The sequence below is a fragment of the Verrucomicrobiia bacterium genome, from assembly GCA_035460805.1.
Lineage (GTDB): Bacteria > Patescibacteriota > UBA1384 > CAILIB01 > CAILIB01 > DATHWI01.
Map to the genome: position 1 here is coordinate 15,463 of DATHWI010000120.1, position 20,949 is coordinate 36,411.

28 protein-coding genes are annotated in these 20,949 nt (G+C 53.4%); 8 read left to right on the forward strand and 20 right to left on the reverse strand.

The genetic code is table 11. The features are described 5' to 3' along the window. Positions 1-4: 4 nt before the first annotated feature. Positions 5-1,021: an alpha/beta fold hydrolase gene (locus VLA04_05215; protein ID HSI21067.1), complete on the forward strand. Its 1,017-nt coding sequence runs from the start codon at positions 5-7 to the stop codon at positions 1,019-1,021. Here the strand turns inward: VLA04_05215 and VLA04_05220 are convergent. Continuing rightward, complete coding sequence (locus tag VLA04_05220) at positions 960-1,586, reverse strand: hypothetical protein (GenBank protein ID HSI21068.1); 627 nt, start codon at positions 1,584-1,586, stop codon at positions 960-962. The genes VLA04_05215 and VLA04_05220 overlap by 62 nt on opposite strands. Positions 1,587-1,649: 63 nt before the next feature. Here VLA04_05220 and VLA04_05225 point away from each other — a divergent pair, with 63 nt between their 5' ends. From VLA04_05225 to VLA04_05240, 4 genes are all read left to right on the forward strand, one after another. Next, positions 1,650-2,753, forward strand: coding sequence for a phosphopantothenoylcysteine decarboxylase (locus tag VLA04_05225; GenBank protein ID HSI21069.1), 1,104 nt, complete (start codon positions 1,650-1,652; stop codon positions 2,751-2,753). Then, the gene (locus tag VLA04_05230) at positions 2,743-3,339 is read left to right on the forward strand and encodes a methyltransferase domain-containing protein (protein HSI21070.1); all 597 of its coding nucleotides are present in this window, start codon (positions 2,743-2,745) and stop codon (positions 3,337-3,339) included. Before VLA04_05225 ends, VLA04_05230 begins: the two co-directional genes overlap by 11 nt. Before the next feature lie 22 nt (positions 3,340-3,361). Then, positions 3,362-3,562, forward strand: coding sequence for a hypothetical protein (locus tag VLA04_05235; protein ID HSI21071.1), 201 nt, complete (start codon positions 3,362-3,364; stop codon positions 3,560-3,562). A 103-nt stretch (positions 3,563-3,665) separates the two neighbouring features. Continuing rightward, entirely contained in the window at positions 3,666-4,520 is an 855-nt protein-coding gene (locus VLA04_05240) for a methyltransferase domain-containing protein (GenBank protein HSI21072.1), read from the forward strand. A 43-nt stretch (positions 4,521-4,563) separates the two neighbouring features. Here the strand turns inward: VLA04_05240 and VLA04_05245 are convergent, their stop codons facing one another. The 5 genes from VLA04_05245 to VLA04_05265 form a co-directional block, all read right to left on the reverse strand. Continuing rightward, a complete protein-coding gene (locus tag VLA04_05245) occupies positions 4,564-4,740 on the reverse strand; it encodes a hypothetical protein (GenBank protein HSI21073.1) in 177 nt (58 codons plus the stop codon). A gap of 4 nt (positions 4,741-4,744) precedes the next feature. Beyond that, the gene (locus VLA04_05250; protein ID HSI21074.1) at positions 4,745-5,203 is read right to left on the reverse strand and encodes a VOC family protein; all 459 of its coding nucleotides are present in this window, start codon (positions 5,201-5,203) and stop codon (positions 4,745-4,747) included. Between the two features lie 88 nt (positions 5,204-5,291). Continuing rightward, positions 5,292-6,056: a CPBP family glutamic-type intramembrane protease gene (locus VLA04_05255; protein ID HSI21075.1), complete on the reverse strand. Its 765-nt coding sequence runs from the start codon at positions 6,054-6,056 to the stop codon at positions 5,292-5,294. 125 nt (positions 6,057-6,181) lie between these two features. Then, entirely contained in the window at positions 6,182-6,979 is a 798-nt protein-coding gene (locus VLA04_05260; protein HSI21076.1) for a hypothetical protein, read from the reverse strand. A gap of 62 nt (positions 6,980-7,041) precedes the next feature. Next, a complete protein-coding gene (locus VLA04_05265) occupies positions 7,042-7,560 on the reverse strand; it encodes a hypothetical protein (GenBank protein HSI21077.1) in 519 nt (172 codons plus the stop codon). 169 nt (positions 7,561-7,729) lie between these two features. Here VLA04_05265 and VLA04_05270 point away from each other — a divergent pair, with 169 nt between their 5' ends. Beyond that, positions 7,730-7,876, forward strand: a complete 147-nt coding sequence (locus VLA04_05270) for a hypothetical protein (GenBank protein ID HSI21078.1) — start codon at positions 7,730-7,732, stop codon at positions 7,874-7,876. A gap of 117 nt (positions 7,877-7,993) precedes the next feature. On the opposite strand, the gene VLA04_05275 is transcribed toward VLA04_05270, so the two are convergent. The 4 genes from VLA04_05275 to VLA04_05290 all read right to left on the reverse strand — a co-directional run bounded on the left by VLA04_05275 (position 7,994) and on the right by VLA04_05290 (position 13,106). Then, the gene (locus VLA04_05275) at positions 7,994-9,661 is read right to left on the reverse strand and encodes a hypothetical protein (protein ID HSI21079.1); all 1,668 of its coding nucleotides are present in this window, start codon (positions 9,659-9,661) and stop codon (positions 7,994-7,996) included. Positions 9,662-9,665: 4 nt separating this feature from the next. Next, complete coding sequence (locus VLA04_05280; protein ID HSI21080.1) at positions 9,666-10,703, reverse strand: hypothetical protein; 1,038 nt, start codon at positions 10,701-10,703, stop codon at positions 9,666-9,668. Between the two features lie 106 nt (positions 10,704-10,809). Then, positions 10,810-11,442 carry a DUF6629 family protein gene (locus VLA04_05285; GenBank protein HSI21081.1) on the reverse strand — a complete coding sequence of 211 codons (633 nt, stop codon included), beginning with the start codon at positions 11,440-11,442 and terminating at the stop codon, positions 10,810-10,812. 2 nt (positions 11,443-11,444) lie between these two features. After that, on the reverse strand, positions 11,445-13,106 hold the full coding sequence (locus tag VLA04_05290; protein ID HSI21082.1) for an HD domain-containing protein: 1,662 nt from the start codon (positions 13,104-13,106) through the stop codon (positions 11,445-11,447). Positions 13,107-13,148: 42 nt separating this feature from the next. On the opposite strand from VLA04_05290, the gene VLA04_05295 reads away from it, so the two are divergent. Then, positions 13,149-14,135, forward strand: a complete 987-nt coding sequence (locus VLA04_05295) for an aminoglycoside phosphotransferase family protein (GenBank protein ID HSI21083.1) — start codon at positions 13,149-13,151, stop codon at positions 14,133-14,135. Between the two features lie 16 nt (positions 14,136-14,151). Here VLA04_05295 and VLA04_05300 read toward each other — a convergent pair whose 3' ends face one another. The 10 genes from VLA04_05300 to VLA04_05345 form a co-directional block, all read right to left on the reverse strand. Next, positions 14,152-14,859, reverse strand: coding sequence for an FAD-dependent oxidoreductase (locus tag VLA04_05300; protein ID HSI21084.1), 708 nt, complete (start codon positions 14,857-14,859; stop codon positions 14,152-14,154). A 150-nt stretch (positions 14,860-15,009) separates the two neighbouring features. Then, a complete protein-coding gene (locus VLA04_05305) occupies positions 15,010-16,113 on the reverse strand; it encodes a TerC/Alx family metal homeostasis membrane protein (protein ID HSI21085.1) in 1,104 nt (367 codons plus the stop codon). A gap of 209 nt (positions 16,114-16,322) precedes the next feature. Beyond that, entirely contained in the window at positions 16,323-16,637 is a 315-nt protein-coding gene (locus VLA04_05310) for a hypothetical protein (protein HSI21086.1), read from the reverse strand. A gap of 267 nt (positions 16,638-16,904) precedes the next feature. Continuing rightward, positions 16,905-17,216: a hypothetical protein gene (locus VLA04_05315; protein ID HSI21087.1), complete on the reverse strand. Its 312-nt coding sequence runs from the start codon at positions 17,214-17,216 to the stop codon at positions 16,905-16,907. 80 nt (positions 17,217-17,296) lie between these two features. Continuing rightward, positions 17,297-17,866, reverse strand: a complete 570-nt coding sequence (locus VLA04_05320) for a metal-dependent hydrolase (GenBank protein ID HSI21088.1) — start codon at positions 17,864-17,866, stop codon at positions 17,297-17,299. 2 nt (positions 17,867-17,868) lie between these two features. Further along, the gene (locus tag VLA04_05325; GenBank protein ID HSI21089.1) at positions 17,869-18,312 is read right to left on the reverse strand and encodes a GNAT family N-acetyltransferase; all 444 of its coding nucleotides are present in this window, start codon (positions 18,310-18,312) and stop codon (positions 17,869-17,871) included. 99 nt (positions 18,313-18,411) lie between these two features. Then, positions 18,412-18,600, reverse strand: a complete 189-nt coding sequence (locus VLA04_05330) for a hypothetical protein (GenBank protein ID HSI21090.1) — start codon at positions 18,598-18,600, stop codon at positions 18,412-18,414. Between the two features lie 150 nt (positions 18,601-18,750). Further along, positions 18,751-19,194 carry a hypothetical protein gene (locus tag VLA04_05335; protein ID HSI21091.1) on the reverse strand — a complete coding sequence of 148 codons (444 nt, stop codon included), beginning with the start codon at positions 19,192-19,194 and terminating at the stop codon, positions 18,751-18,753. Between the two features lie 172 nt (positions 19,195-19,366). Further along, on the reverse strand, positions 19,367-19,771 hold the full coding sequence (locus VLA04_05340; protein HSI21092.1) for a hypothetical protein: 405 nt from the start codon (positions 19,769-19,771) through the stop codon (positions 19,367-19,369). 136 nt (positions 19,772-19,907) lie between these two features. Further along, positions 19,908-20,399, reverse strand: a complete 492-nt coding sequence (locus VLA04_05345; GenBank protein ID HSI21093.1) for a hypothetical protein — start codon at positions 20,397-20,399, stop codon at positions 19,908-19,910. Positions 20,400-20,560: 161 nt separating this feature from the next. On the opposite strand from VLA04_05345, the gene VLA04_05350 reads away from it, so the two are divergent. Beyond that, the gene (locus tag VLA04_05350; protein ID HSI21094.1) at positions 20,561-20,938 is read left to right on the forward strand and encodes a hypothetical protein; all 378 of its coding nucleotides are present in this window, start codon (positions 20,561-20,563) and stop codon (positions 20,936-20,938) included. The last annotated feature ends 11 nt before the right edge of the window (positions 20,939-20,949 follow it).

The following is a 20,949-nucleotide window of genomic DNA, read 5'->3' on the forward strand; positions in this document are numbered from 1 at the left end:
ACACATGTCCAAGCAACCCACCTTCACCCCACCTGCCTGGCTTAGGAATTCCCACCTCCAAGTGATGGGAAGCGTGTTTATACCCCGGCACATCACCCTGTTCCCTTCGGAAGACAGGTATTTCGACCTGGCAGACGGCAGCAAGCTGGTAACAGAATGCACCTGGCAGAAGAACCGGCGGCAAGCCACTACGCTCCTTATTGTGCATGGGCTCAACGGCTCCACCATAAGCTCGTACATCCGCGGCACTGCCAGCAAGGCATACGAGGCTGGCTTCAATGTTGTCCGGGTTAATTTGCGCAACGGTGGAAACCGGGAAGAAATGAGCAAGACCCTCTGCCACGCCGGGCAAAGTGATGATATATCGACCGTCGTGAGGGAACTCATACACCTGGACCAACTCCCCCGCATTGGCATCATTGCCTTTTCCTTTGGTGCCAATATTTCCCTCAAGGCAGCCGCTGAGTGGGGTGACAAAGCCCCGCCCCAAGTAGTAGGCATAGTTGGCGTCTCCCCACTTATCGACCTGGATGCCACTACGGATGCCCTGGACCACAAGGCGCCGGCCATCTACCGTTACCAGCTCCTGAAAGGGCTTAAATCCATGGTGCGGGAGCGGGCCAAGCTCTTCCCTGGGCAATACGACACCTCAGGGCTGGCATCCATCAAACATTTGCGTGCTTTTGATGATATGTACGCGCCGTATAACGGCTTCAAGGATGCTGCCGATTACTACGCTAAAGCCAGCTGCCTTCCCCATTTGGGAAAGATTACCATCCCCACCCTTCTCATCTCCTCTGAGGACGATGCGGTCATTCCCGTGAAATCTTTCAGACAGGTAGACAACCCTCATATTCAGCTTCTCATTACCAAGCATGGCGGACACGGTGGATTTATTTCCCGTGAATCTGGAAAGGACCCCGACCGGCACTGGGCAGAAACCCGGGCCGTAGAGTTCTTTAGCGTAAAGAGTCCAGGTATCGCGCCGCATACCTATCCGCAAAAAGCTCCTTCTCCATAGAGGAGCCAGCTTCAAACCGGGCAACGCCTCGCTTTCTATCTACATGGTGCCCAATTTCGTGCAATAACGAGCGGCGCTGCGTGTTCCGCACCGCCTCTTTTTTAATGTGGATACGATACCCACGCGCATGATGCTCAATGGTATGGCCTTCAGACTCCAGCCGCTCAAGCTCACGCCTGTCGTCTGGAGTGAGCGAAGAAGACCATTCAAAGACTGATGCTGGGTTAGTGGCGTACAGGGCAATAGCCTCGCCCGTTTCGCGACCCACATTCAGGTCCCAATAGTAAGTAGCCCAAGCCGATTCAATCTTTTCTTGCTTCTTGGTTGGCTGCAGTTGCATGACCCACTTTACACCGGCGATATCTTCCTTTGGCACTCGTTTTAAAACAGTAACAATATCCTCCTCAGAAAGGGCATGGGCAAAGCCAGGGAGTGGTTTTTCCAGAAAGAAAACAGGGTCTTGCCCCTTGCCGAATGGACGCGAATGAGACGCCTTCTCCGGATCATAGAGACGGCTGGCAAAGTTGTAGGTTGGAACCTCAAAACGGTCGAGGGAATGGCTCATGGGGATAGCTTGTAGAGGCCACGATCATAGCACAATGGGTGAACTGGGTGTATATCAATAGTGATGTCTAAAATCCTCTTTACAGCCGGTCCTATCCCTACCCGCCTTGATTCGGTCAAATACCTAACCAATAGGTTCCGGGGTGGATTGGCAGTGGCAACGGCAGAAAAACTGCAAAGCATGGGCCACCAGGTTACACTCGTTGCCTGGAAGTATGCCGACCTTAAGACGACCCTTCCCATTATTCGGGTGGAGGATGTCCATGACTACTATAAGACCGTGCTAGCGACTCAAGCAGATGCGTATGTACTAGCAGCGGCAGTAGCAAACCTGGGGCCACTCAGTCCCCTGCCCGGCAAGTTCCCTTCACACAACTACAGGGTGGGCGATGTGTTTCCCATAGACTTCACTATCATGCCCCGGGTGGTTGATGAGCTGAAAAACGCTTACCCAACGGCCACACTCATTGCCTACAAGCTATTTGATGGCTCAGACGAAGAACTGGTAGCGGCGGCACAAAAAACCCTCTTTGAAAGTAGGGCGAACTTAGTTTTTGCCAATCACCCCCAGTGGGCGAAGGAACGGAAAATTGCAGTTACCGCAGATGGTGCTGCATTTGGCATCTCTTTTGACGACCACGTGGACTTAATGGACCGCCTCATTCGGGCGGCCTTTTATCGAACAGAGGTAAGGAATGCCGCACTACCACGCCTGGGTGAAGAAGATGCTTTCATAATTGAGCACTATCCCAAGCATAAACAAGCAGGCATGACCTTTGGCACCTTCGCCATCCGCACAGCACAAGGCTTTTTCACCACTACGCGTGGCAAGAAAGCTGGTGAGAAAGAAGTTGCGTTTGTTTACAACGTAGACCATGCGGAGCGGGTAGTGCATGCGAACAAGAAAGCCACCTTGAACGCCCCACTTCTCCATGCCCTTCTGGAAAGGAACCCTCACATTCACTTCCTTATTCATAGCCATGAGCTCATTGGGGACTTGGTACAGCAGGATTACCAGTTTCCTGGGACAGATGGCGACCTGCTCAATGCCCTTTCTACAAAAGAACCCTACTTCCTCATCCAACTGCCCCATCATGGGTACATTGCCGGTTTCTCCGACTTTTCTTCCTGCAAGAAGTTCATTTTGAGCCATGGGCATGTGGGATAACTATCGCAGCACCTTTCCCAAGCGGTACATTACGCCTGGCTTTTTTGATGAGTATCTAGAAAATTGTTTACGGCAAAGGCATCCGAAAACCATCCTGGACATAGGGGGTGGAACAGAAGGAACGGCTGCCCTGCAAGAGATTGGCGTACCAACATACCTACTGGACCCTTTTGTGAAAGGGAAACCAGATTGGATTACGGAAAAAGTCCCCTGGGATACAACTTTGACTTTTGACGCGGTGGTAGCACGGGGAAGCATAAACTACCTGACAAAGGAGGAGCTGCTGCGTACACAGGAAATGCTCAACCCGGGCGGAACGTTTATTGCCAACACCTTTCTCAATCCTCCCCCGGAAGAATGGGGTGAGCGGCCATATCAAAACAGCCTAGGGCACACGGGCATCGAGCGGTCACGTTACAACCCGAGCACATCTTCCATTGAGCACGTTCTCATCCCCAGTAAGGGAGAGCCAATTGAGCATTCGTTCTTCTACTACTCCCCCGAAGAGTACCGCGCGCTGTTCCCCAGAATCACTCTTACAACCTACAAAGGCAACTCCGTAATCCTAACCTGGACAAAACCCTAGCATCCTGGCTACTATTCAGGCAGTGCATAGGAAAACCTTTACCCCGCTAGACCACCTCGTCCTAGGGTTAAGCCCTATTATGCTTGCCGTCTCGTTCCTCAACGCCCTTGGGTCACAGCCTGCACGCACCCTTCCCCATACCGCACACCTGGCACTGACCGCCCTTTCAGTTGCAGGGATGTTCATCTATACCCAGTTGGGCTCGCCAAGCCTGGCCCGCTAAACTCACTCCCCAACCACATGGACGGGGAGTTTTTCCTATCTAACCCCCTTGGGATATTCCTCTCGGTATAGTAAGGTGGACGTACACATGTAAAGACGCCGCAATGAATACGGACCAGGCATACCAAAAAGAAATTGTTTCCTACTATAACGCGACCCAGTTTGACTACCGGGCTGTTTGGGAGCTCGACAAAACTCTGGCCATTCACTATGGCTACTGGGACGAAGAGGTAACCAACTTCGCCGATTCCCTCATCCGCTTCAACGAGATCCTGGCCCAGAAGCTTCGTTTGGATGCCGCCGATTCCGTCCTAGACGCAGGCTGCGGCGTGGGCGGAAGCTCTATTTTCATGGCCAAAGAGTATGGATGCTCCGCCACTGGCATTAGCATTTCTGAACAACAGGTTGCCGATGCCAAGGCCAATGCGGAAAAGGCTGGCTTATCGGGGAAGACCACCTTTATCCAGGGAGACTACCTTAACACCCCTTTCCCCGCTGAATCGTTCACCGCTGCCTTTGGCTTGGAAAGTGTCTGCTACGCCGAGGATAAAACGGCTTTCTGCAAAGAAATGTACCGCGTCCTTAAAAAGGGCGGACGCGTCACCATTGCTGATGGCTATCAAACAGAAACACCACGTGGCGCTGCAGGCACTAAAATGATGCGGAAATGGCTAGACGGTTGGAAGGTAAAGGACCTTGAAACGCCGTCCGGCATCAAAAGGGCGCTTAAGGATGCTGGGTTCAAGAACATCCAGTACGAAAATGTGACGCCGCAAGTTTGGCGATCCGCCGTGCGTTTGTACCGCTTCTCATTCCCCGCCTTTCTTGTTACTGGCATTGGACAGCTTATCCGGCTACGGAGTGGCATTCAGACAGGGAATGTAGTGGCTGCCCACTACCAGTACCGGGCCATGAAGAAAGGCTTGTGGGAATACGGCATTGTGACCGCTGAAAAATAGCAAACAAAAAAAGCTCCCGCAGGGGAGCTTTTTTCTATGGGCATTACCCAATCCACTCAGTATCAACCTTGTAGCCCACATATATGCCGGCAAGGCCTCCGAGTGCTGTAGCTATGACAGACCAAAAAGACAGGACGCCGGCACCCAGCAAGCTGGCGATGTAGCCGCCAAGGGACGAGCCTAGGAAAAGCCCGATCCAAATAAGTGGGCTTGTGCGCATAGGGTTATTCCCCGTCAAATGCGCGTTTCAGCTCTGCCACTTCAATTTTTTTCATGCCCATCATGGCCTGAATGGCACGCCCGGCCTTCTCACGGTCTTCCGCGCCAAGGTATTCACCCAAAGCCTTGGGGATGATCTGCCACGACAAACCGAACTTATCCTTCAGCCAGCCGCAACGGGACTCCTCACCGCCATCGGCAGTAAGCTTGGACCAAAGGTCATCCACCTCTTCCTGCGTGTCACAGCTTACAAAGAACGATACCGCTTCGTTGAATGTATACATTGGGCCTGCATTGAGGGCCATAAATTCTTGCCCGCGCAGCGTGAAGGTGACGGACATGGCCTTTCCGCCGGGGCCAGGCATGATACTGCCCACTTCCCCATCCTTGAAGACGGAAAGGTAAAAGTTCATTGCCTCTTCGGCGTTGTCATCGAACCAGAGGAACGGGGTAATCTTTCCCATTTCGTTTTAAATTATGTTTAATAATGTGTCCTCACAATAGCAAAAGAAAAGGGCACCCCCTAAGGGGTGCCCAGTAACAACGATCATGCTACGCGCGTGCCAGGTCGAACTTCCGCTCCGCGACCATGTCGACGTAGCGGACTACGTCGATGATGAAGTTGTAAACGAAGTGAACCAGGATGGCCGCCGGCAGCCCGAACTGGAACATGATCCAGAACAGGTACATACCGCCGAACCAGCTATTGACCCATCCGACGAATCCCTGGTACTTGTGGCCGTCCCGGAAGAAGGCGTTGGTAACAAGGATAGCGGCACCAAGGTACCAGACCTCCGGCTTCACCAGGTATTCCTCCAGGTAGCCAAGCGTGAACCCATTGGCGATTGGTCCGAAGAAGTGGAGATGAAGCCACTTCGTAAGGCCCGTAAGGCCGGCGAACCCACCTAGGAAGTAATTGGTAATCTCGACCACCACGATGCCGTTCATGAAGAGGATCCACCGGAACCCTATCTCTTCAAAAATACCGGCTCTCAGGCTAGTAAAGGCGCCCGCCACGAAGTGTTGTTCCGCCCGGGCGTTCACCTTCGGGTTATTGCGGGTGAAGATCGAGTAGAGGGCAGCAAGGGCTGCTCCCCAAATGAAGACCGGCACGCCGGCCTGCAACCAGTCCAACACCGTCCCCTCCTTGATCCCCCAGAGCTCGAAGTACGAGAAGGGGATGAAGTCGGGCCAGATGAGCTCGATTAGCGCAACCGACAAGAGTGCGGCGATAGATTCTGCAACCCAGTTCCTTCTTTTCTTTTCCTCGGGAGGGTTGATGGTAACCGTAACACCTCTTCTCGAATACGAACTCATTAACGCCACCTCCAAGCAGCATGTTCAGGTTCTCAAGCCCTCTTTCTGTGGACGATCCGCAGAGGAGTAGCAAAGACGTGCAGAAATGTACCACACTACAGGGGTTTTGTCAATCAGGTTAGAGGCTACAAGCTGAACCCGTAGTGCTTAAGGAGAAGCTGCAATCCTTCCTCCGCATCAGGGTGGGAGCCTAGCCGGCTCTTCCCCTTCCCATATGCCACCTCTGCACCGAATAGGTCGGCAAACGCCTCATCCGACACCCTCACCATGCTAGGATCTGGAAATTTGTCCTTCTGCACCTCCCTCACCCGCTCCACTAAGTCGGGGAAGGAAAAGACAAAGTCATCCCACCATTTCCGTGCATTGTCATTAAGAAGGGAGAGATGCACTGTGTGGCCTACTTCGTGAAAGAAATACTTCTCGGCCAAGTCCTTAAGGAAAGGCTGCGCGTTCTCCGGTACTACCCCCTCTTCTACGCCTTCCTTCTTAGCGTAGCTGGCTGCCAACGTTGCCGCGTGGTCTTCTGGTGGACATAGGTAGACTATGTGCTGGCCTCCCAGGTTGTAAGCAAAACCGGGCAGCTTGCCATCCATTTCTACCCCCTGCTCCTCCGCGATAGCCCTGATGACTGCTGCGGAGTCCTCGTCGTAGGCATGAAAAACATATCCCCGCCCCAGAAGAAGCGGCTCCAAGGTAGGCCATGGGACCTTCTGCTGCAGCTTGATCTGTGCCTCCAGGCAATCAAATATCGCATCGCCTTGCCGTACCACGTCTACAGGCAGTTCCCGGAAATCAACGCCGGTACGCTCGGTGAGACCCTCCTTCAGCTCTTCAATCCGCGCGACAGTAATTACCTCAAAAACGGGGGCTGCTTCCTTTTTTGGCGTTGGCGCCTCGATCACTCCCCGTTCTGCTGTATGCATACCGTTATAGTAAGGGAAATGGAGAAAATAAAAAAACCGCCTGCATGGCAAGCGGCCAGGTATTAGAGGAGAATTTCCCCTACTTCATCCCAATCAAGGGCATGTCTGACCCGGCTTAGGTGGTGCGCAAATTCCCTGCGATCCCGTTCTTGGTTCCCAAACAGGATCTGTAAAACCCCCGGGTCCACCTTGTGGATGTGGTAAAGAACCTTCAGGCGGTCGTCTATGAATACATCCAGGCCAAGCTTCAAGCAAATGGGCCCCTTTTCTTCTACCATGCGGCAAAAGTACACGTTAGCCGGCAGGATCCCAGTCTGGGCGTAGACCTTATTGTGATCCAACCACTCCAAAGTACGTTGCTGCGTCCCCCTGCCACACTTTGAGACTATCGCCACATGTGGTGCGCCATACTTGGCTACAAGTTCCCGTAGTACGGGAAAGCAATTGCGGGTTTCCCGCGCGTTCAGGTAATTGGGACCGCGCAGAAAGTCCGTATCGGAGCCGTCATTAGCCCCATCCATGATGACGTGTCCCATGTCGATGCCGATTCCTCTGACCGGCCTATTTGTTAAGTGTTCCATTTTCACCCCCACGGTAACACAGGGTTTCGTGAAACAGAAAGGCGGGCAAGTGTGTTTCTTGTAAAAATTCCCAGAATAACAAGTCCTGGAGGCTGTTTTTTAAGCGCCAGCCCTTGACATAAAGCATATATTTCCCTATAACAGTCTGGCATTGGCCTTGGAGAAATACATGAAGAAAACCCTCCTGCTCGCCCTTCTCGTCGTTGCCTGTCTCGCTCCCCTGGGATGCATGCCTCCTAAGGAAGAGATCCAGCCCGCGGATCGCATGGTAACGCCAAACGTACAGCGGCAGAACGCCGAACTGAACGGCGACTGACCACGTGCGAACTACCAGCCCTGCCAGAACTTCTGGCAGGGCTTTTTTGTTTTAAAAAAACCGCAGCCTACGTTTGTACGTAAGCCGCGGCAGAAATGCACCGTCACCGGAAGCCGGTCACCTGACCGGGTTGGTGAGATTTTTGAAGTGTTTGACGAAGTTCGTCGGCGAGTTGCGGGTATCACCATACGTGAAGCTGACGCGGTGGCCAACCTGGGTAAAGATGATGTCCATCACATCCGGGTCGTATGCGCTCAACATCTCCAGATGAAAAGTCATGTGCTTATACTTCTCCCCGGCAAGCTTGAAGTAGAAGTGTGTCCCTTCATCATCCCTAATGGGATACTTGGGCATTTCCGAGATCACTCCGTCGGCAGGAGTCTCAACCAGGGCGGTCGAACCCACGTTGGTGGTGATGTGACGGAAAACATGGTGTTCGTACTTGTTGTACGCACCAGCCACCTGCTCGTCCCACACCACATCGTCGATGTTGGCATCAGGTAGAGCCTGCATAAGCACGCATCCAGCGTAGGTTGCGCCAGTGATGGTTTCCTCGTTCTCTTCCCGTGCAGGGAATTCAACGTGCATCACCAGGCTTCCCACCCAAGTGAGGTGCCCGTAGAGCAGGTGCAGCGTCATATCCTCGACATGGTAACCCTTCCACTCAAGCGCATCGTTGATGACCTGGGTCACCTGCGACGGCGTAGTAAAGCTGTACTTGCCCGATAGCGGGTAGTAGTGAGCCTTGAGGGTCCGGGTGGAAACGGTAATGACACCGTAAGCACTGTTGTCGCGCTGGGCACTGGTCATAATGCCAACATATTCCAGCTCGGTGCCGGCCGCATTGGGCAGGACTTCCAAGCCGTGCGGGTCTAGCACCATGCGGCCTTTCTCAGACCACAGGCCCCAGTTTTCCGGGTTGTAACCCCAGGCGTTGATGTACTGGGTAACCAGGTCCTTTGAGTAGACCCGGTCTGCCCACTTTGGCACATCCTTAGGGTCACACTTCACTAGGTCTTCGGGTTTGTCGTCCTCCGCATTTATGACAAACGCGTTTTTGACGGTTGGGAAGTAGTAGTTGTTCGTACTGCCAGCGCTGATATGCGCCTCGTTGTACGTGCCAATGTAGTAAATGTCCCACGTCCCGTCTTCCACCTCCGGCAGAATGTCGTCGATGTAGAGCCGGGAACGCTTGTCCTGGCCCGATACGTCGATATTGCAACTGTTGTAGAGGAACCGCATGATGTACCGTTGGTCAAAATACGAGTCCCTGTAGTGCAGTTTGATCTGGTACGGCCTGCCTTTGGCGTTGCGCAGGCGGACTTGGGCAGGCTTGTTAGGGTCCTGCGCGTCCACCACCACAATGCCGGGGCAAATGCCCTTGAGCTGGTCGTAGGCAGCCTGGTCCTTATTGGTAAAGCCAAGCAGCGCTATGTAGTACTGGTGGCCGTCCACCATCTGTTCGGTGTACTGTTCCGGCTCCCAGACGCTGGAAATTGGGAAATCGTAGCCGATTGCTTTCGCATCAGCCACGTCCACCGTTTGCATTGCCTCCAAGCCCTTGGCAACCGCCATCTCGTGCGAGACGTGGGTGATTTGGGTGGAGGTGAGGTCGGGAAAGGTGTTCTCGGGTTCGACGGTCACTTTGAGCAGACTCTTGGCATACACCCGTTCTGCTTTGGTAAACGACGTTTCCAACCTATTGTCTTTGCCGCATGCGCAGCCAACCATCGCCAAAGCGATGACTCCTAGTATTCCTATTTGGGAAAGCAATTTCTTTTTCATCGTTCTACCTACTGAGCTGACTGTTAGGCGCAGCCCCCTGCCACCCGTCTTTCAACGGGATAAGCTTGACGTCACTCTTAAGGGCCTGCCAAAGCTGGCCGTGTTCATCGATCCGGAAGATGAGGGCGATCTTGTTCTCAAAACTGAACGGTTGGTTAACGTTCAGGTGGAAGGTTGACGGGTTTGCCGTATCATCCTCAAACGTCACCGAGCTGCCCTTGGCCTGGTGGCTGGTAACGTAAAAGCTCGCCGACTGGGTCCACGATGGATCCGCGGGGCTTACCGTCCACTTGGCCGAATAACGGGGGGTTCCCGTGTCGGTCAAAAGCGCCATGTTGTTCACATGAGGCTTGCCGCTCAAAGCCATTCCCTGTTCATAGGTTAGCCAGGGGCCAAAGTCCTTCTCTTGCACCTGTGTTTCCGTTGGCTGGTAAGCCGGCGGGGTAACGGGCGCAGTCACGACAGGTTTAGCATTGGGATGTACCTGCGTGACAATCACGGGGGTCCCAATGACCAACATGGAGATGAGGGCCCAGGTAAAAAGCGCATACGGAGTGACCACCAAGGCAAACCAAGCCGCAGCAAGAAGCTCGCCTGGGTCCCAGGTAATTCGCCGATAGACCTCGACGGCCGAGTGTCCCGCCTTTTGGAGCGGTACAAACAACCAGTCAGTTGGGACATCGACATATCCCCGGTTGGCTTTTGCCGCCGCCGAGAACTTCCAACTCAAGAAATACACCTTGAAGTGGAGCAGATACTGTCGCCAGATATCGCCCACCGAGTAGTACATTTGAAGTTGGTTCCGGTACACGCGTTGTTTGATTGTCCACATGATGCCGTCGCGGAGGGCGGCAATAAGCAGTACAACGAACGCAATCATGGCGGCCAACGTGATCCCTAACGTGTAAAACGGCAGGATGATCAGCGGAGGCAGCTTTACACGGGTAGTGCTCTCTTTGGGTTTATCCTCGGAGAGCAAGGGGTAATCCCCTAAAAATGAACGGAGTTCTTCCTCCGCATCCTGTTGAAGAACATTCGACACAATCCTTCTCCTTCAGTTTCAAGTTGTGAAACTGCAATAACTCAGCGCACCCTATCAAAAAGGGGTCAGGGTATCAAGCTTCCAGAGGGGTTCTTCCAAAAAGAAACTACTTGCCCTTACCCGATTCCCTTCGCACTTGGACCAGTACAAAAATACTGAGCAGCGCCGAAAAAAAGCACCAGGTAGAGAGGAAGCTTTGTGTATAGAGGTACGCGGCAATGGCTGCAGCCACAAAGGTGGCTATCCCCAAGGCGTTCACCACCTTCCTACTTGAGAGAAGCAGGGCAAAACTGGTGGCCAGGAAATAAAAGGGGGCGGGGGTAAAGGGGTACGGTTCCGAAGCATAGTACCCTAGCCCAGGCCCCACGATATGTGCAGTAAACGGATATCTCAGGACATGCCACAAAAGGTAGGCCGAAGTAGCGGCGCCAAGGACGACAAGCGGAAGGATAAGCTTTCTCCGTTTGAAGTTTGTTTCCAAGAAGTACACGGCAAGGGGCACCAGTAAAGGCCATGCTGCCTTAGCAAAGACCAGGTAGGTAGTGGTGGCACAGGCATGAAGCTGCCCCTGGCCAAAAGTGATCCAGACTACGCCCTCTGCCAGCTGCTGCAGCCCAAAAACCAGCGGGATTGCCGCAAAGAGCAGGGCCGAGCGGCGCTTGGTCTGACGCATGGCATACAAACCTGCAGCGCTTAGTACAACACCAGCGGTAAAGCTGGCTTCAGGAGAAAAACACATAATTACTCTTTATTTCCAGCCAGCTTAGGGCGCCAACCCCGCTCCAGGGCTAGCTCCAGTGTCTCAATGGCATCTTTCTGTGGGCTTTCCCGGAGGATGCCCATCACGTCATCGTGGTCGTAATCCAAGGTATCGCGCAGTTCGTTAGCCAGCCTTAGGATATCCTTAAAGCTCTTCCCTGGTTGGTACCCTATCTCAACCAACTCCCTACCCATAAGCAGGTCGGCAGGCTTGCCCTGCTCCACATCCACTTCTCTGGCGCGCTCCATGAGCCAAGGTCCGGCGGAGAAATCGTCAGGCATCTTCAGGTTCCCTTCCCCATCAGGGAATGGACCCCTGCCCAAGTAATCGGCTTCGGCCACCATTACCAACTCTTCCATGGTAGCTGGGTAGATCCGTGCCGCTAACCGGCGGATAGCACCTTTGCCTATCGCGTTCCCGTGCTCCACCTCTGTTTTATAGAGCTGGTGAGGCATCATGTGGTCGCGTACCAAGTTAAGCACCTTTTGGCGCTGAATATTGCCTTTGCCAACTATCCCAATGGAGTCCAGGAACCGCTCAGTAGGTTCCACACCCGCCGCCTCATGCCCCAACGCCCTGATGTGGCCATCTATATGCTCCGTAGTGGCGGGTTTCCCAAGGTCGTGACAAAGGTCTGCCAAAATTACGGTAAACGCCTTCTCCGGATCAGTACCCCTTTTCTTAATGCCTTCGGCGCCCTTGTCGACCACCATCAGGGTGTGGGTCCACACATCCCCTTCAGGGTGAAACTCTGGGTCTTGCTCAGTCTCCGCAAGCGGTGGGAAATCTGGGTATGTTTCATGGAAAATACCCATTTCCATGGCCATTTTTAACCCCTTGGAGGGCACTTCGGACTTTAAGAGCAGTTTTTGCCACTCTGCCACAAACCGTTCACGGGACAGGTGCTTGAGGTGAGGAACCATGTCACGCATCACTTCATAGCTCTCAGGGTCTATGGCCAGGTCAAAGCGCCCCACAAACTGAATGCCGCGCATAACGCGAAGGGGGTCATCGGCAAAAAGTTCCGCATCGGTAACGCGCAGTATTTTTTCTTCCAGATCCTTCACCCCACCATGCGGGTCATAAATGTCGCCGGTCAGCGGGTTGGCGCAAAGGGTGTTGATGGTGAAATCCCTGCGGCGTGCTGCCTCTTTGATGCTCATGAAGGGGTCAACGGTAACCTCCACGTCCGTGTGTCCGTCACCTGTCTTGGAATCTGTGCGCGGAAGGGAGATGTCCAGGTCAAAGCCCTGCTCGGTAAACAGCTTGCGGATACCAAAGGCCTTCCCCACCTCGCTAACCTCGCCAAATTGCGCCGCTACTTCCCCAACCTCTTCAGCCTCCAAGCCAAACACTTCGATGTCAAAATCTTTCGGGACCTTTCCCGCCAAGTGGTCGCGGACACAGCCACCCACCAAGAAGGCTGCTCCGCCCCGTGCCTGCACTTCAGCGGCAAAGTCGGCCACCACCCTGTAGGCTTCCGCCTCCCGCTCTAAGCCCTTCTCCTGGAACAGGCCCACAAACTCCTCAACCAATGGAAGGCGCTGCCCCACAATATATTGGTCATCATTCTCACCAAAACGCTCAACTTCCATTTGTTCGGGAGCTGGGATAGAGGGTTTTGGGACTTCGCGCTGGTTCATGCAGTAAGTATATCAGAGCACCCCTTTGCTATACTTGGAGCAATGGAAAACAGCACTACCCCTCCCTCTGAGCGGATACACTTCAAGAACACACCGAGGCTCTTAGAGCATGAAGCCGATCAAGAGTTTAACGCCCGCAGGCTTGCCCTTGTACCGAAGGTGGAGCGCTTCCTCGAAGAGGAAAGCCTTTTTGAAGGAAAAGAATTATCAGTGGAGTTTGCCCAGACCGGAGTGTCATCGTTAGTGTGCTTTGTGGAGTGTGATGGAAAAAAATACGTGCTCAAAGTACCTCTCTCCCACACCATGGGTGAGGCGGAGGCATTGTTCCTGAAAAAATGGGAAGCCGCAGGCGTAAAGACGCCGCACGTGTACGGAGATGGCAGGTTGGGAGATCACCCCTACCTTCTCATGGAATTTGTGGAAGCACCTGTATTAGAAGATGCAATTGCTGGCGGTACCGCCCCTGAAACTGTGTGGCGCGACATGGGGCATACCCTGGCGCAAATGCACACCACCCAGGGGTCGGGTTTTGGCCGGATAGCCAATGGCAAGCCGCAGTACGACACCTTTGAAGGCTGGCTTTTCAGTGACAGTACCCAAAAGCGGGTTACCACAATTCAAAACCAGGGTCTTTTACGGTCTGAGCACGGGCCAATTGCCAAGGTAATTAATATGCTGGTGGCCTACTCTGAACAGCATCCAGAAAGTACTTTTTGTCATTTCGATTTCACCCCACCCAACCTTTTGGCAACCACCCCTCTCACGGTTATAGACCCTGACCCCACCCTGAACTATGGGGTAATGGATATTGCCCGCACCATCTTTAACATGCACTGCAGCGGCTTTGCGGAGCAGGCTATGCGCATAAAAGAGGGTTACTTTGAAAAAGCTGAGGTGGACGAAAAGGTTTTGCAGGCGGCTATCGTCCTCAGTGCCCATTGGAAATTTTTCTTTTGGCAAAAGACAGGCAGAGAAAAGGAAATGGCAGAAGCTAGGGAGTTTTTGGCCGCAGGTTGTCACCTCCTCTAGGTAGCCAGAGGTAGAGCTACTTCAGCAACTGAGATGCATGAAGCAGTAGTTCTGCTTCATTTCGTACCGGGCCCGCCAAGTCGCGGAGACGCTCTATCTCCCTGCTTATCCCCGCAGAAGAAATGAGTTCTTGAGAGTAGACAGCAGAAAAGTATATTTCTACGTCATGCTGGCTTTCAACCTCTTTTATTCCACCCTGTTCATGTAATGATTGCATTTCCACATACTGCACCGAGAGGCCAGCGTGTCTTTGCCCTAGTTCTTCTAAATACTCTTTGAAGGGAATAGGGCCATCTGTCACGTAGTACTGCAACCTACCCTTAATGGGTTTTCCGGATAGATCAAGGTCCGCCAAAAGTGACCTAATAGCGCCTATACCCACGCCTCCCGCTACAAATAATGCGGGGTTTGGGCTGTCATGATACGTAAAGTGTCCCTGCGCAGGGGTTACTTGGACCGTTCCCCCAACGGGGAGGCTACGGAGCGCCCGCTTAAATGTACTCCCCACCTCAGACGCATGGGTGATGAACTGGATATCCTTTTCTTGTGATGCCGTCACCATACTTAGGGCGCGGGTAATCCCCTTGTCATCTGGGTTTGGGTGATCCAAAAATACCACTACATGCTGTCCCGCAATCCATTGAAAGCCATGGGGCTTATGAAAGGTAAAGAGGCAAATATCGCCGGAAAGTACCTGCTTATCTTTCAGGGTAAGGCTAGTCATTTTTTATTCTTACCGCCTCTCAAGAGCTAAATCCTTGAGACCGTCGGGGCTTTCAGTCTCCTTTTTCATAGCTGGACTATAGCATACTGACCCCTCATTTTCAGGGCAAAGAAAAACCGCCACCCCTTGTGAGGGTGGCGGCATCGGGACTTACGCTCCCTTGACGGGAGCGGGTTCAGGTTCGACCGCAGTAGGTGCGACTTCCAGCTCGTCGAGAGCGGGATCAAAGGCCAGCGTTTCCGCCGTCTCGATCTCGATCACCGGCATTTCTTCTTCGGGCTGGCGCGGGAACATCGCCGAAACGATGATGCTACCACCCAGGAAGACGGCCAGAACGGCCAAGCTGACTGCCGCTCCGACGTGAAAGCCGAAGGGCGACGCGACCATTTTGAAGCCGATCCATCCGAGAACGCCGGTCAGGCCCCAGCTCAACGCCCAGAACTTAGCTGCTACCGATTGGTAGACAAAGAAGAGGGCGCGCAAACCGAGGATGGCGAAGACGTTGCTGCTGTACGCGATGAACCGGTCAGGGCTAATCGCAAGCACGGCAGGCACCGAATCGACCGCGAAGATTAGGTCCGTACATTCGATGAGGATGATAATCGCTGCCATCAGCGTCAGCACCTTCTTGCCGTTCACCTTGGTGACCAACTTGTGGCCATCAAATTCGTGGTGAACTGGCAGCCACTTGGAGATCATCTTCCAAAGCCACTTGTCAGTGAACTCGATCTCTTCTTCCAGCTCGTCTCCACCTCTCGCTTCCTGGAATGCTTTCCAAGCGGCGCGAATGAGGATAAGGCCGAAGATGACGCCGATCCACTCGTAGCGCTTGAGCGCCTCGAGACCGACGAGGATAAAGATCAACCGGAAGATGATAGCGCCGGCAATACCGTAGTTCAACATCCGCCGATACAGCTCCGGAGCTACTTTGAAGCTTCCGAAGATGAGCGAAATGATGAACAGGTTGTCCATGCTCAACGCTTTCTCGATGGCCATGGCGGCCAGATACTCGCCGCCGGCTTGGCTGCCGATAAGCAGGAAGATGGGAATGCTGAAGGCGAGCCCGGCGATCAAGTAGATAACCGACCATCGTACCGCTTCAGCAAAGCCTATCTCGTGATCAGACTTTGTGTGCTTCCACTCGACGAAGGCGTAGACGGCCAGACAGGCTGCCAGGAAGGCATACCAGGGCCAACCCACGTTGTACTCGACATGTTGCACCACTTGCGCAAACGGTAACTGTAAAGGTTCCAATCAGTCTCCTCCGCGGTTTTTTTCCGCGAGCGCAAATACTAGCACATATCCCAGATTTTGTAAAGTACCTAAACCTGGTTAAGCACCTTAGCTATCCACTAGCGTTTATGGGGTGCCGCCTCATTGTGCTTTTTAGCCCTTTTTGCTACTCTGCATCCGCATTTGAAACCATGCTCTAAGGAGGCAGGCTCATCGTATACATTTCAAAATCAGGTCAGAAAGTTCACCTTAGTCTCAGGATTAACGGCCGGGCACACGGCCAGCACATTGCACGTCAAATCAAACCACACCTTAAGGAGGCCTTTGACCGCGTTGAGGTGTACACCCCTGGTACTCACCGCCTTACCGTAGAGCTTCCCCGGGTACTGGGGAGCCTCCGTGTCGTTGAGACGCAGGAGGGTGACGAAATCTTTTACGCCTGGCGAGTAGGAAGGGAATGGCCTAGCCGTTTCGTCCGGAACAAGCAGGCAGTACCCACGCGCCAAATTACCCTCATCCTGAAGGTGGCGAACAACCTTGAACATGCAAACCTGCTCGACTGCTACTTAGGGCCGCACGCCCCAGCGGAACCCGAGTCAAAGAGACGCACTTCGGAAAGCGAAGAGTTCTGGCGGAACCATGCCTTTGTCTGGGACCCAGAAGGAATCAAGGAAGGGAGCGAAATCCCTGAGGCCGCCTACTTGGCCAGCCGCAGCGAAAGATGATCAACCCCAAGGGAGCACTCTGTGCTCCCTTTTTCATAGGCATATAAAAAAGAGGGCGTGTAAGCCCTCTTAAGGTTTGGGTATTCCCTAGGTGGACGCCGCCAGGGGCGCAACCTTTTTGCCCTCAACCATAATTTCGAACCAGTTGAGTATCTTTGGGTCGGCCAGGTTTACCACCTCGCCGGTTATCTCCCAGATGCCGCCCCCGACCTCTTGGACAAGCTGGTCAATGGACCAGGTAAACGGCCCGCAGCGGACGTACTCGCCATCGTACCCAATCGGCACCTCCTGGCCTACTTCTAGGCCAAGCTGGCCAACGGCAGGATGCGAACCCCGTAACACGGTCCCTCGCTGTAAGCCAATGCTATTGGCCGGGAAAGTGAGTGGAACAGAACTCAATGGACACCTCCTGTGGGTCAAAGGGTTTATACCAGTAAGCTAGGTCTGGGTCAATGAGTACGGGCTCTGGTAGCCATCCCTTAGGGGAAGAGGAGTAGCTTCACCTGCTCCCACTTCAGGGCAAGAAGCACTAGGAATGCGAGATTAGAAAGCGGAAAAACCACCAAGTTCTCAAACCACTTCCCGGTAATGATCCGCACACCCTCAAAAGGGCGGGGCGGGATGCCAAACATCCGCTGACCCGGAAAGAGGAGCGGAATACCCTGGACAGTCACCATGTCGGCAACAAGGTGACTTACGTATGCCGCCATTCCCGCTGCCCGGACCAGTCCCATGTCTATCCCCCACCCCACTGGTGCCGAATTCCCTAGGAATGTCAGGCCATACCATACCAAGGCACAACCCAGAAGCGAGTGGGTAAGGTTGCGATGATCCAAAAAGAGTGCGGCAACTTTCCCTAAGTACCTACCCGTGGGAATTACCCGCCAAAAATCTGTCAGTGGCTGGTCTACATCTGGCAGTAAGGCCAAGAGGTGCGAGGTCACCAAGACCGCCGCAAACGTGGCAGGTTGGTAATGCGGGGGCGCTAGGGAGAGATAGGTCGCCAACCCGGCAGTGAGGCCAACGATTTGGTGGGTACGACCTAGCATGCTTACACCTTGTAACCAAAGTGCCGGACATCTTCCTCTATCCCGCCTGTGGCACGGTAAAACGCCAGTGCCCCATCGTCCACAATGTCAGCTTGCACGTATATCTCTGAAACATTGAGGCCGCGGGCGTGGTTTTTTAACTCCTCCAGGAGTTGCCGGCCAATTCCTTTCCGCTGATGACTCGTGAGGATAGCCAAATCGTACAGGTACATCTCATGCTTCTCCGCGTATACGGACGGCAACACATAAGCAGTCAGTCCGCCTACTATACGACCCTCGTGGTATGCAGCCAAGAAGACAATCTCAGGGTTTTCCAGAAGGGATTGTATATGGGCCGAGGGTGGCAGGATAAAATTAGACAATTCAAAAACCTCTTTGTAGAGCTCAATGAGGCCGGTAAGGTCCGGGAGGGTGTCAACGCGCCTGTAGGTAAAAGGAGAGTTCATACCGGTATTATCCCATTTATTTGGTGGATAGTAACAAAGCAGCAACTAAAAGAGAGGGCCATGTGGCCCCCTCATAGATTTACCCGTTAGGTAATCTTCCTACAGCTCTCTCAGTCTCTGCCGGAAAGCCTTAGCCTGCGGTGAGTTCTGAATTTTCAGCAGATCAGATTTGGAAAGCCCGTCGTAAACGGAACCCGCCATTACCATCCGCTCCTTAGGCCTGCCAATGCCAAAGGAGGCACGTACACGCAGAAAGGCTGCGTACCCTTTTGTTATCCACCTGAACATCCCCTACTCCTTTTGGTAGCTTACATTGAGCCCTGCTCAGTGCGCTTATCCATACGTTAAGTGTATATCAGGAAAATGAGGAATGCGTAATGGGCTGATTAGCACATAAAAAGAAGGGCCCATTGGGCCCTTCCATAGTCTTCTTACCAATCACTGGGGCGCATAGACTGCGGACTCCCTTGTGATGTAGGTTGCCGCCCTCTCCAGAAAGGTGTCCTGGTTCAGTCCGCCAACGTTGATTCCGTTAAGAACAATGTCGGCGATGAGCGACTGCAGCTCTTCAGGAAGCTTTCCTTCCTCGTGGCGGGCGGCAATCAAATCCGCCAATTCCGGTCGGAGGACTTCTTCCTTCTCGCCGCCCCCAAGGGGTGGCCGTCCAGAGTGAGCCAGGACCATCTCGTGCCGAAGTTTCTGGTCATTGATCTGCGTGGTGCAGATAAGCCGGTACTCGTTGAATGCCATGTGAGGCTGGCTCTGGAGCCGGCCATCGGCCGCGTCCATGCCGTAACCATACTTGGTCATACCAACGGAAACGCTGATGGTGGAATCTGGACGACACTGGATGGTCGTCCCAAAGAGGATAATCCTTTTCAAAATCACACCGTGGTTATACACTATTTTGCCTCTTTTGTCAATGAGAAAGAGGCTCTAGGATATAAAAAATCTCAGGTAACGTACCTGGGTGCTAATGATTAATGCCGTAGCCATCCCAACCCAGCAATACAAAAGACCACCGGGAGAATTCCCGGTGGCCGTAACTCAACAGCTAGATATCTCCAGGGCACCATGCGCAAAACGCTACGTGCTCAAGAGCTTCTCTTAACCGCTGAAGATTGGGAGCCCTGATGTACTCAGGGGTGAGATCCACATCGTTCCACCAAAGGTGGCTCGATATGCCGAAGCATTGAGACTCGTCGCTGTTTCCAGCATCGAGATCAACCACTTCACTATCCCATTCCCCGAACCCGAGGGCAGTGCTGTCTACGATCCAGTCGCCATTCTTCTCTGTCATGTTGTTACCAACAATCTCAAAGTAGCCTGACTCCCGTTCCGAGACCTCAATCCAGTTACCCAGCCAAAGAGACGAAGCCTCTCCAACCAAGAACTCGACTGAGTTACCCAAGGACCCAAAACCCCGATGTGACAAGAAAATTCGGATTACGTTAGACATTAGTGGTGTCTACTCGTATCCAGAAGGCTCTACCGCATCCTTTTTCTTTGTCCGAGGGATACTACCACCTTAGAGGCGATTTGTCAATCCTAGAGCCAAAAGAAAAAGGTGCCACACGTGTGTGACACCTCAGAACCTAGGCCGCCCGGTTTACCCAGGGCGTGACCCATTCGCCATCCGGATCACCCTGGACGCCTTTGGGAGGAATATCCCTCCAGCCATTCCAAGACGGCTTGTCTGGAAACCCGTACCCGCCCCACTTGGCAAAGTCCTCCAGGTGCATCCATAGGGAGTTTCGGAACTCAAAACCGTGAGGATAGACGCCAATGGCATCCAGTTTTTCTTCACAGTCCAGGAAGAGCGCCATCGCCTTTTCAGGTTGAATTACGATTGGCTCGCGCTTTGGCGCCTCTGTCACATTTAAGGTGGGCAGGTCTTCCAGTTGGGCCATAAGGAAGTCTGGCTCCCCTCTCTCTTCCGTCAGCACCTCGCGGAAAAGCAGTACGGAAGGCGAAACGTTTTCTGTTGGCGTAGCGGGTGAGAGTTGAGGGCAAAGCGGCACCCCGTGCGCCGCAAACATCCCCTTAATAATGTCAAAACACTGTTCCTGCTCCTGCAGAGTAATCACGTAATTCTCCTTCTCCGTCGTGCCGGAGCCATACCTGTTTTATAGGGATAAGATGCTCCAAGAGCAAGTTTTCCTACTCTTATCAGATTGACAAATAGGCTTGAACATGCTACTATCCTGCTCATGTTTAGCGTGATGGATAACGCACGGGAGCGGCCCTAGTGGCAGCACCCCCTTGCAGCGCAGATTTGGCATATGGGTTCAGGATCCGAGACGAACACGGTGACGATGAATTCCGTGGCCCTAACAAGTCCACAGACGAGTACGCCAAGTTCCCCTGGATCGAAATGGTCCAGAACATACCCCATACGGCCAAATGCCCTGTAATGATCATGTCCCATGGCACGTCAGATTGCCGATGCTACGCCCTCGTAGTGGAGGAATCCTGGCAGTCCATAGAGACATGGGACACCCTGGAACTTAGGCAAAAGCTGGAGGCCAAGCCTGAGTGGTCCACCACTCTGGAACAGTTCTGCACCGAGCACAACATTCCGTTCGTAGCTCCGCAGTTCCTCCTCACAACAGAACCTTCCTGGTAAACAACGGGCGC

Excerpts from the sequence above, each read along its gene's own strand:
- VLA04_05215 (HSI21067.1), top strand. The coding sequence starts at position 5 with ATGTCCAAGCAACCCACCTTCACCCCACCTGCCTGGCTTAGGAATTCC.
- VLA04_05220 (HSI21068.1), bottom strand. The coding sequence starts at position 1,586 with ATGAGCCATTCCCTCGACCGTTTTGAGGTTCCAACCTACAACTTTGCC.
- VLA04_05225 (HSI21069.1), top strand. The coding sequence starts at position 1,650 with ATGTCTAAAATCCTCTTTACAGCCGGTCCTATCCCTACCCGCCTTGAT.
- VLA04_05230 (HSI21070.1), top strand. The coding sequence starts at position 2,743 with ATGTGGGATAACTATCGCAGCACCTTTCCCAAGCGGTACATTACGCCT.
- VLA04_05240 (HSI21072.1), top strand. The coding sequence starts at position 3,666 with ATGAATACGGACCAGGCATACCAAAAAGAAATTGTTTCCTACTATAAC.
- VLA04_05245 (HSI21073.1), bottom strand. The coding sequence starts at position 4,740 with ATGCGCACAAGCCCACTTATTTGGATCGGGCTTTTCCTAGGCTCGTCC.
- VLA04_05250 (HSI21074.1), bottom strand. The coding sequence starts at position 5,203 with ATGGGAAAGATTACCCCGTTCCTCTGGTTCGATGACAACGCCGAAGAG.
- VLA04_05255 (HSI21075.1), bottom strand. The coding sequence starts at position 6,056 with ATGAGTTCGTATTCGAGAAGAGGTGTTACGGTTACCATCAACCCTCCC.
- VLA04_05260 (HSI21076.1), bottom strand. The coding sequence starts at position 6,979 with ATGCATACAGCAGAACGGGGAGTGATCGAGGCGCCAACGCCAAAAAAG.
- VLA04_05265 (HSI21077.1), bottom strand. The coding sequence starts at position 7,560 with ATGGAACACTTAACAAATAGGCCGGTCAGAGGAATCGGCATCGACATG.
- VLA04_05270 (HSI21078.1), top strand. The coding sequence starts at position 7,730 with ATGAAGAAAACCCTCCTGCTCGCCCTTCTCGTCGTTGCCTGTCTCGCT.
- VLA04_05275 (HSI21079.1), bottom strand. The coding sequence starts at position 9,661 with ATGAAAAAGAAATTGCTTTCCCAAATAGGAATACTAGGAGTCATCGCT.
- VLA04_05285 (HSI21081.1), bottom strand. The coding sequence starts at position 11,442 with ATGTGTTTTTCTCCTGAAGCCAGCTTTACCGCTGGTGTTGTACTAAGC.
- VLA04_05290 (HSI21082.1), bottom strand. The coding sequence starts at position 13,106 with ATGAACCAGCGCGAAGTCCCAAAACCCTCTATCCCAGCTCCCGAACAA.
- VLA04_05295 (HSI21083.1), top strand. The coding sequence starts at position 13,149 with ATGGAAAACAGCACTACCCCTCCCTCTGAGCGGATACACTTCAAGAAC.
- VLA04_05300 (HSI21084.1), bottom strand. The coding sequence starts at position 14,859 with ATGACTAGCCTTACCCTGAAAGATAAGCAGGTACTTTCCGGCGATATT.
- VLA04_05310 (HSI21086.1), bottom strand. The coding sequence starts at position 16,637 with ATGTTCAAGGTTGTTCGCCACCTTCAGGATGAGGGTAATTTGGCGCGT.
- VLA04_05320 (HSI21088.1), bottom strand. The coding sequence starts at position 17,866 with ATGCTAGGTCGTACCCACCAAATCGTTGGCCTCACTGCCGGGTTGGCG.
- VLA04_05325 (HSI21089.1), bottom strand. The coding sequence starts at position 18,312 with ATGAACTCTCCTTTTACCTACAGGCGCGTTGACACCCTCCCGGACCTT.
- VLA04_05330 (HSI21090.1), bottom strand. The coding sequence starts at position 18,600 with ATGTTCAGGTGGATAACAAAAGGGTACGCAGCCTTTCTGCGTGTACGT.
- VLA04_05340 (HSI21092.1), bottom strand. The coding sequence starts at position 19,771 with ATGTCTAACGTAATCCGAATTTTCTTGTCACATCGGGGTTTTGGGTCC.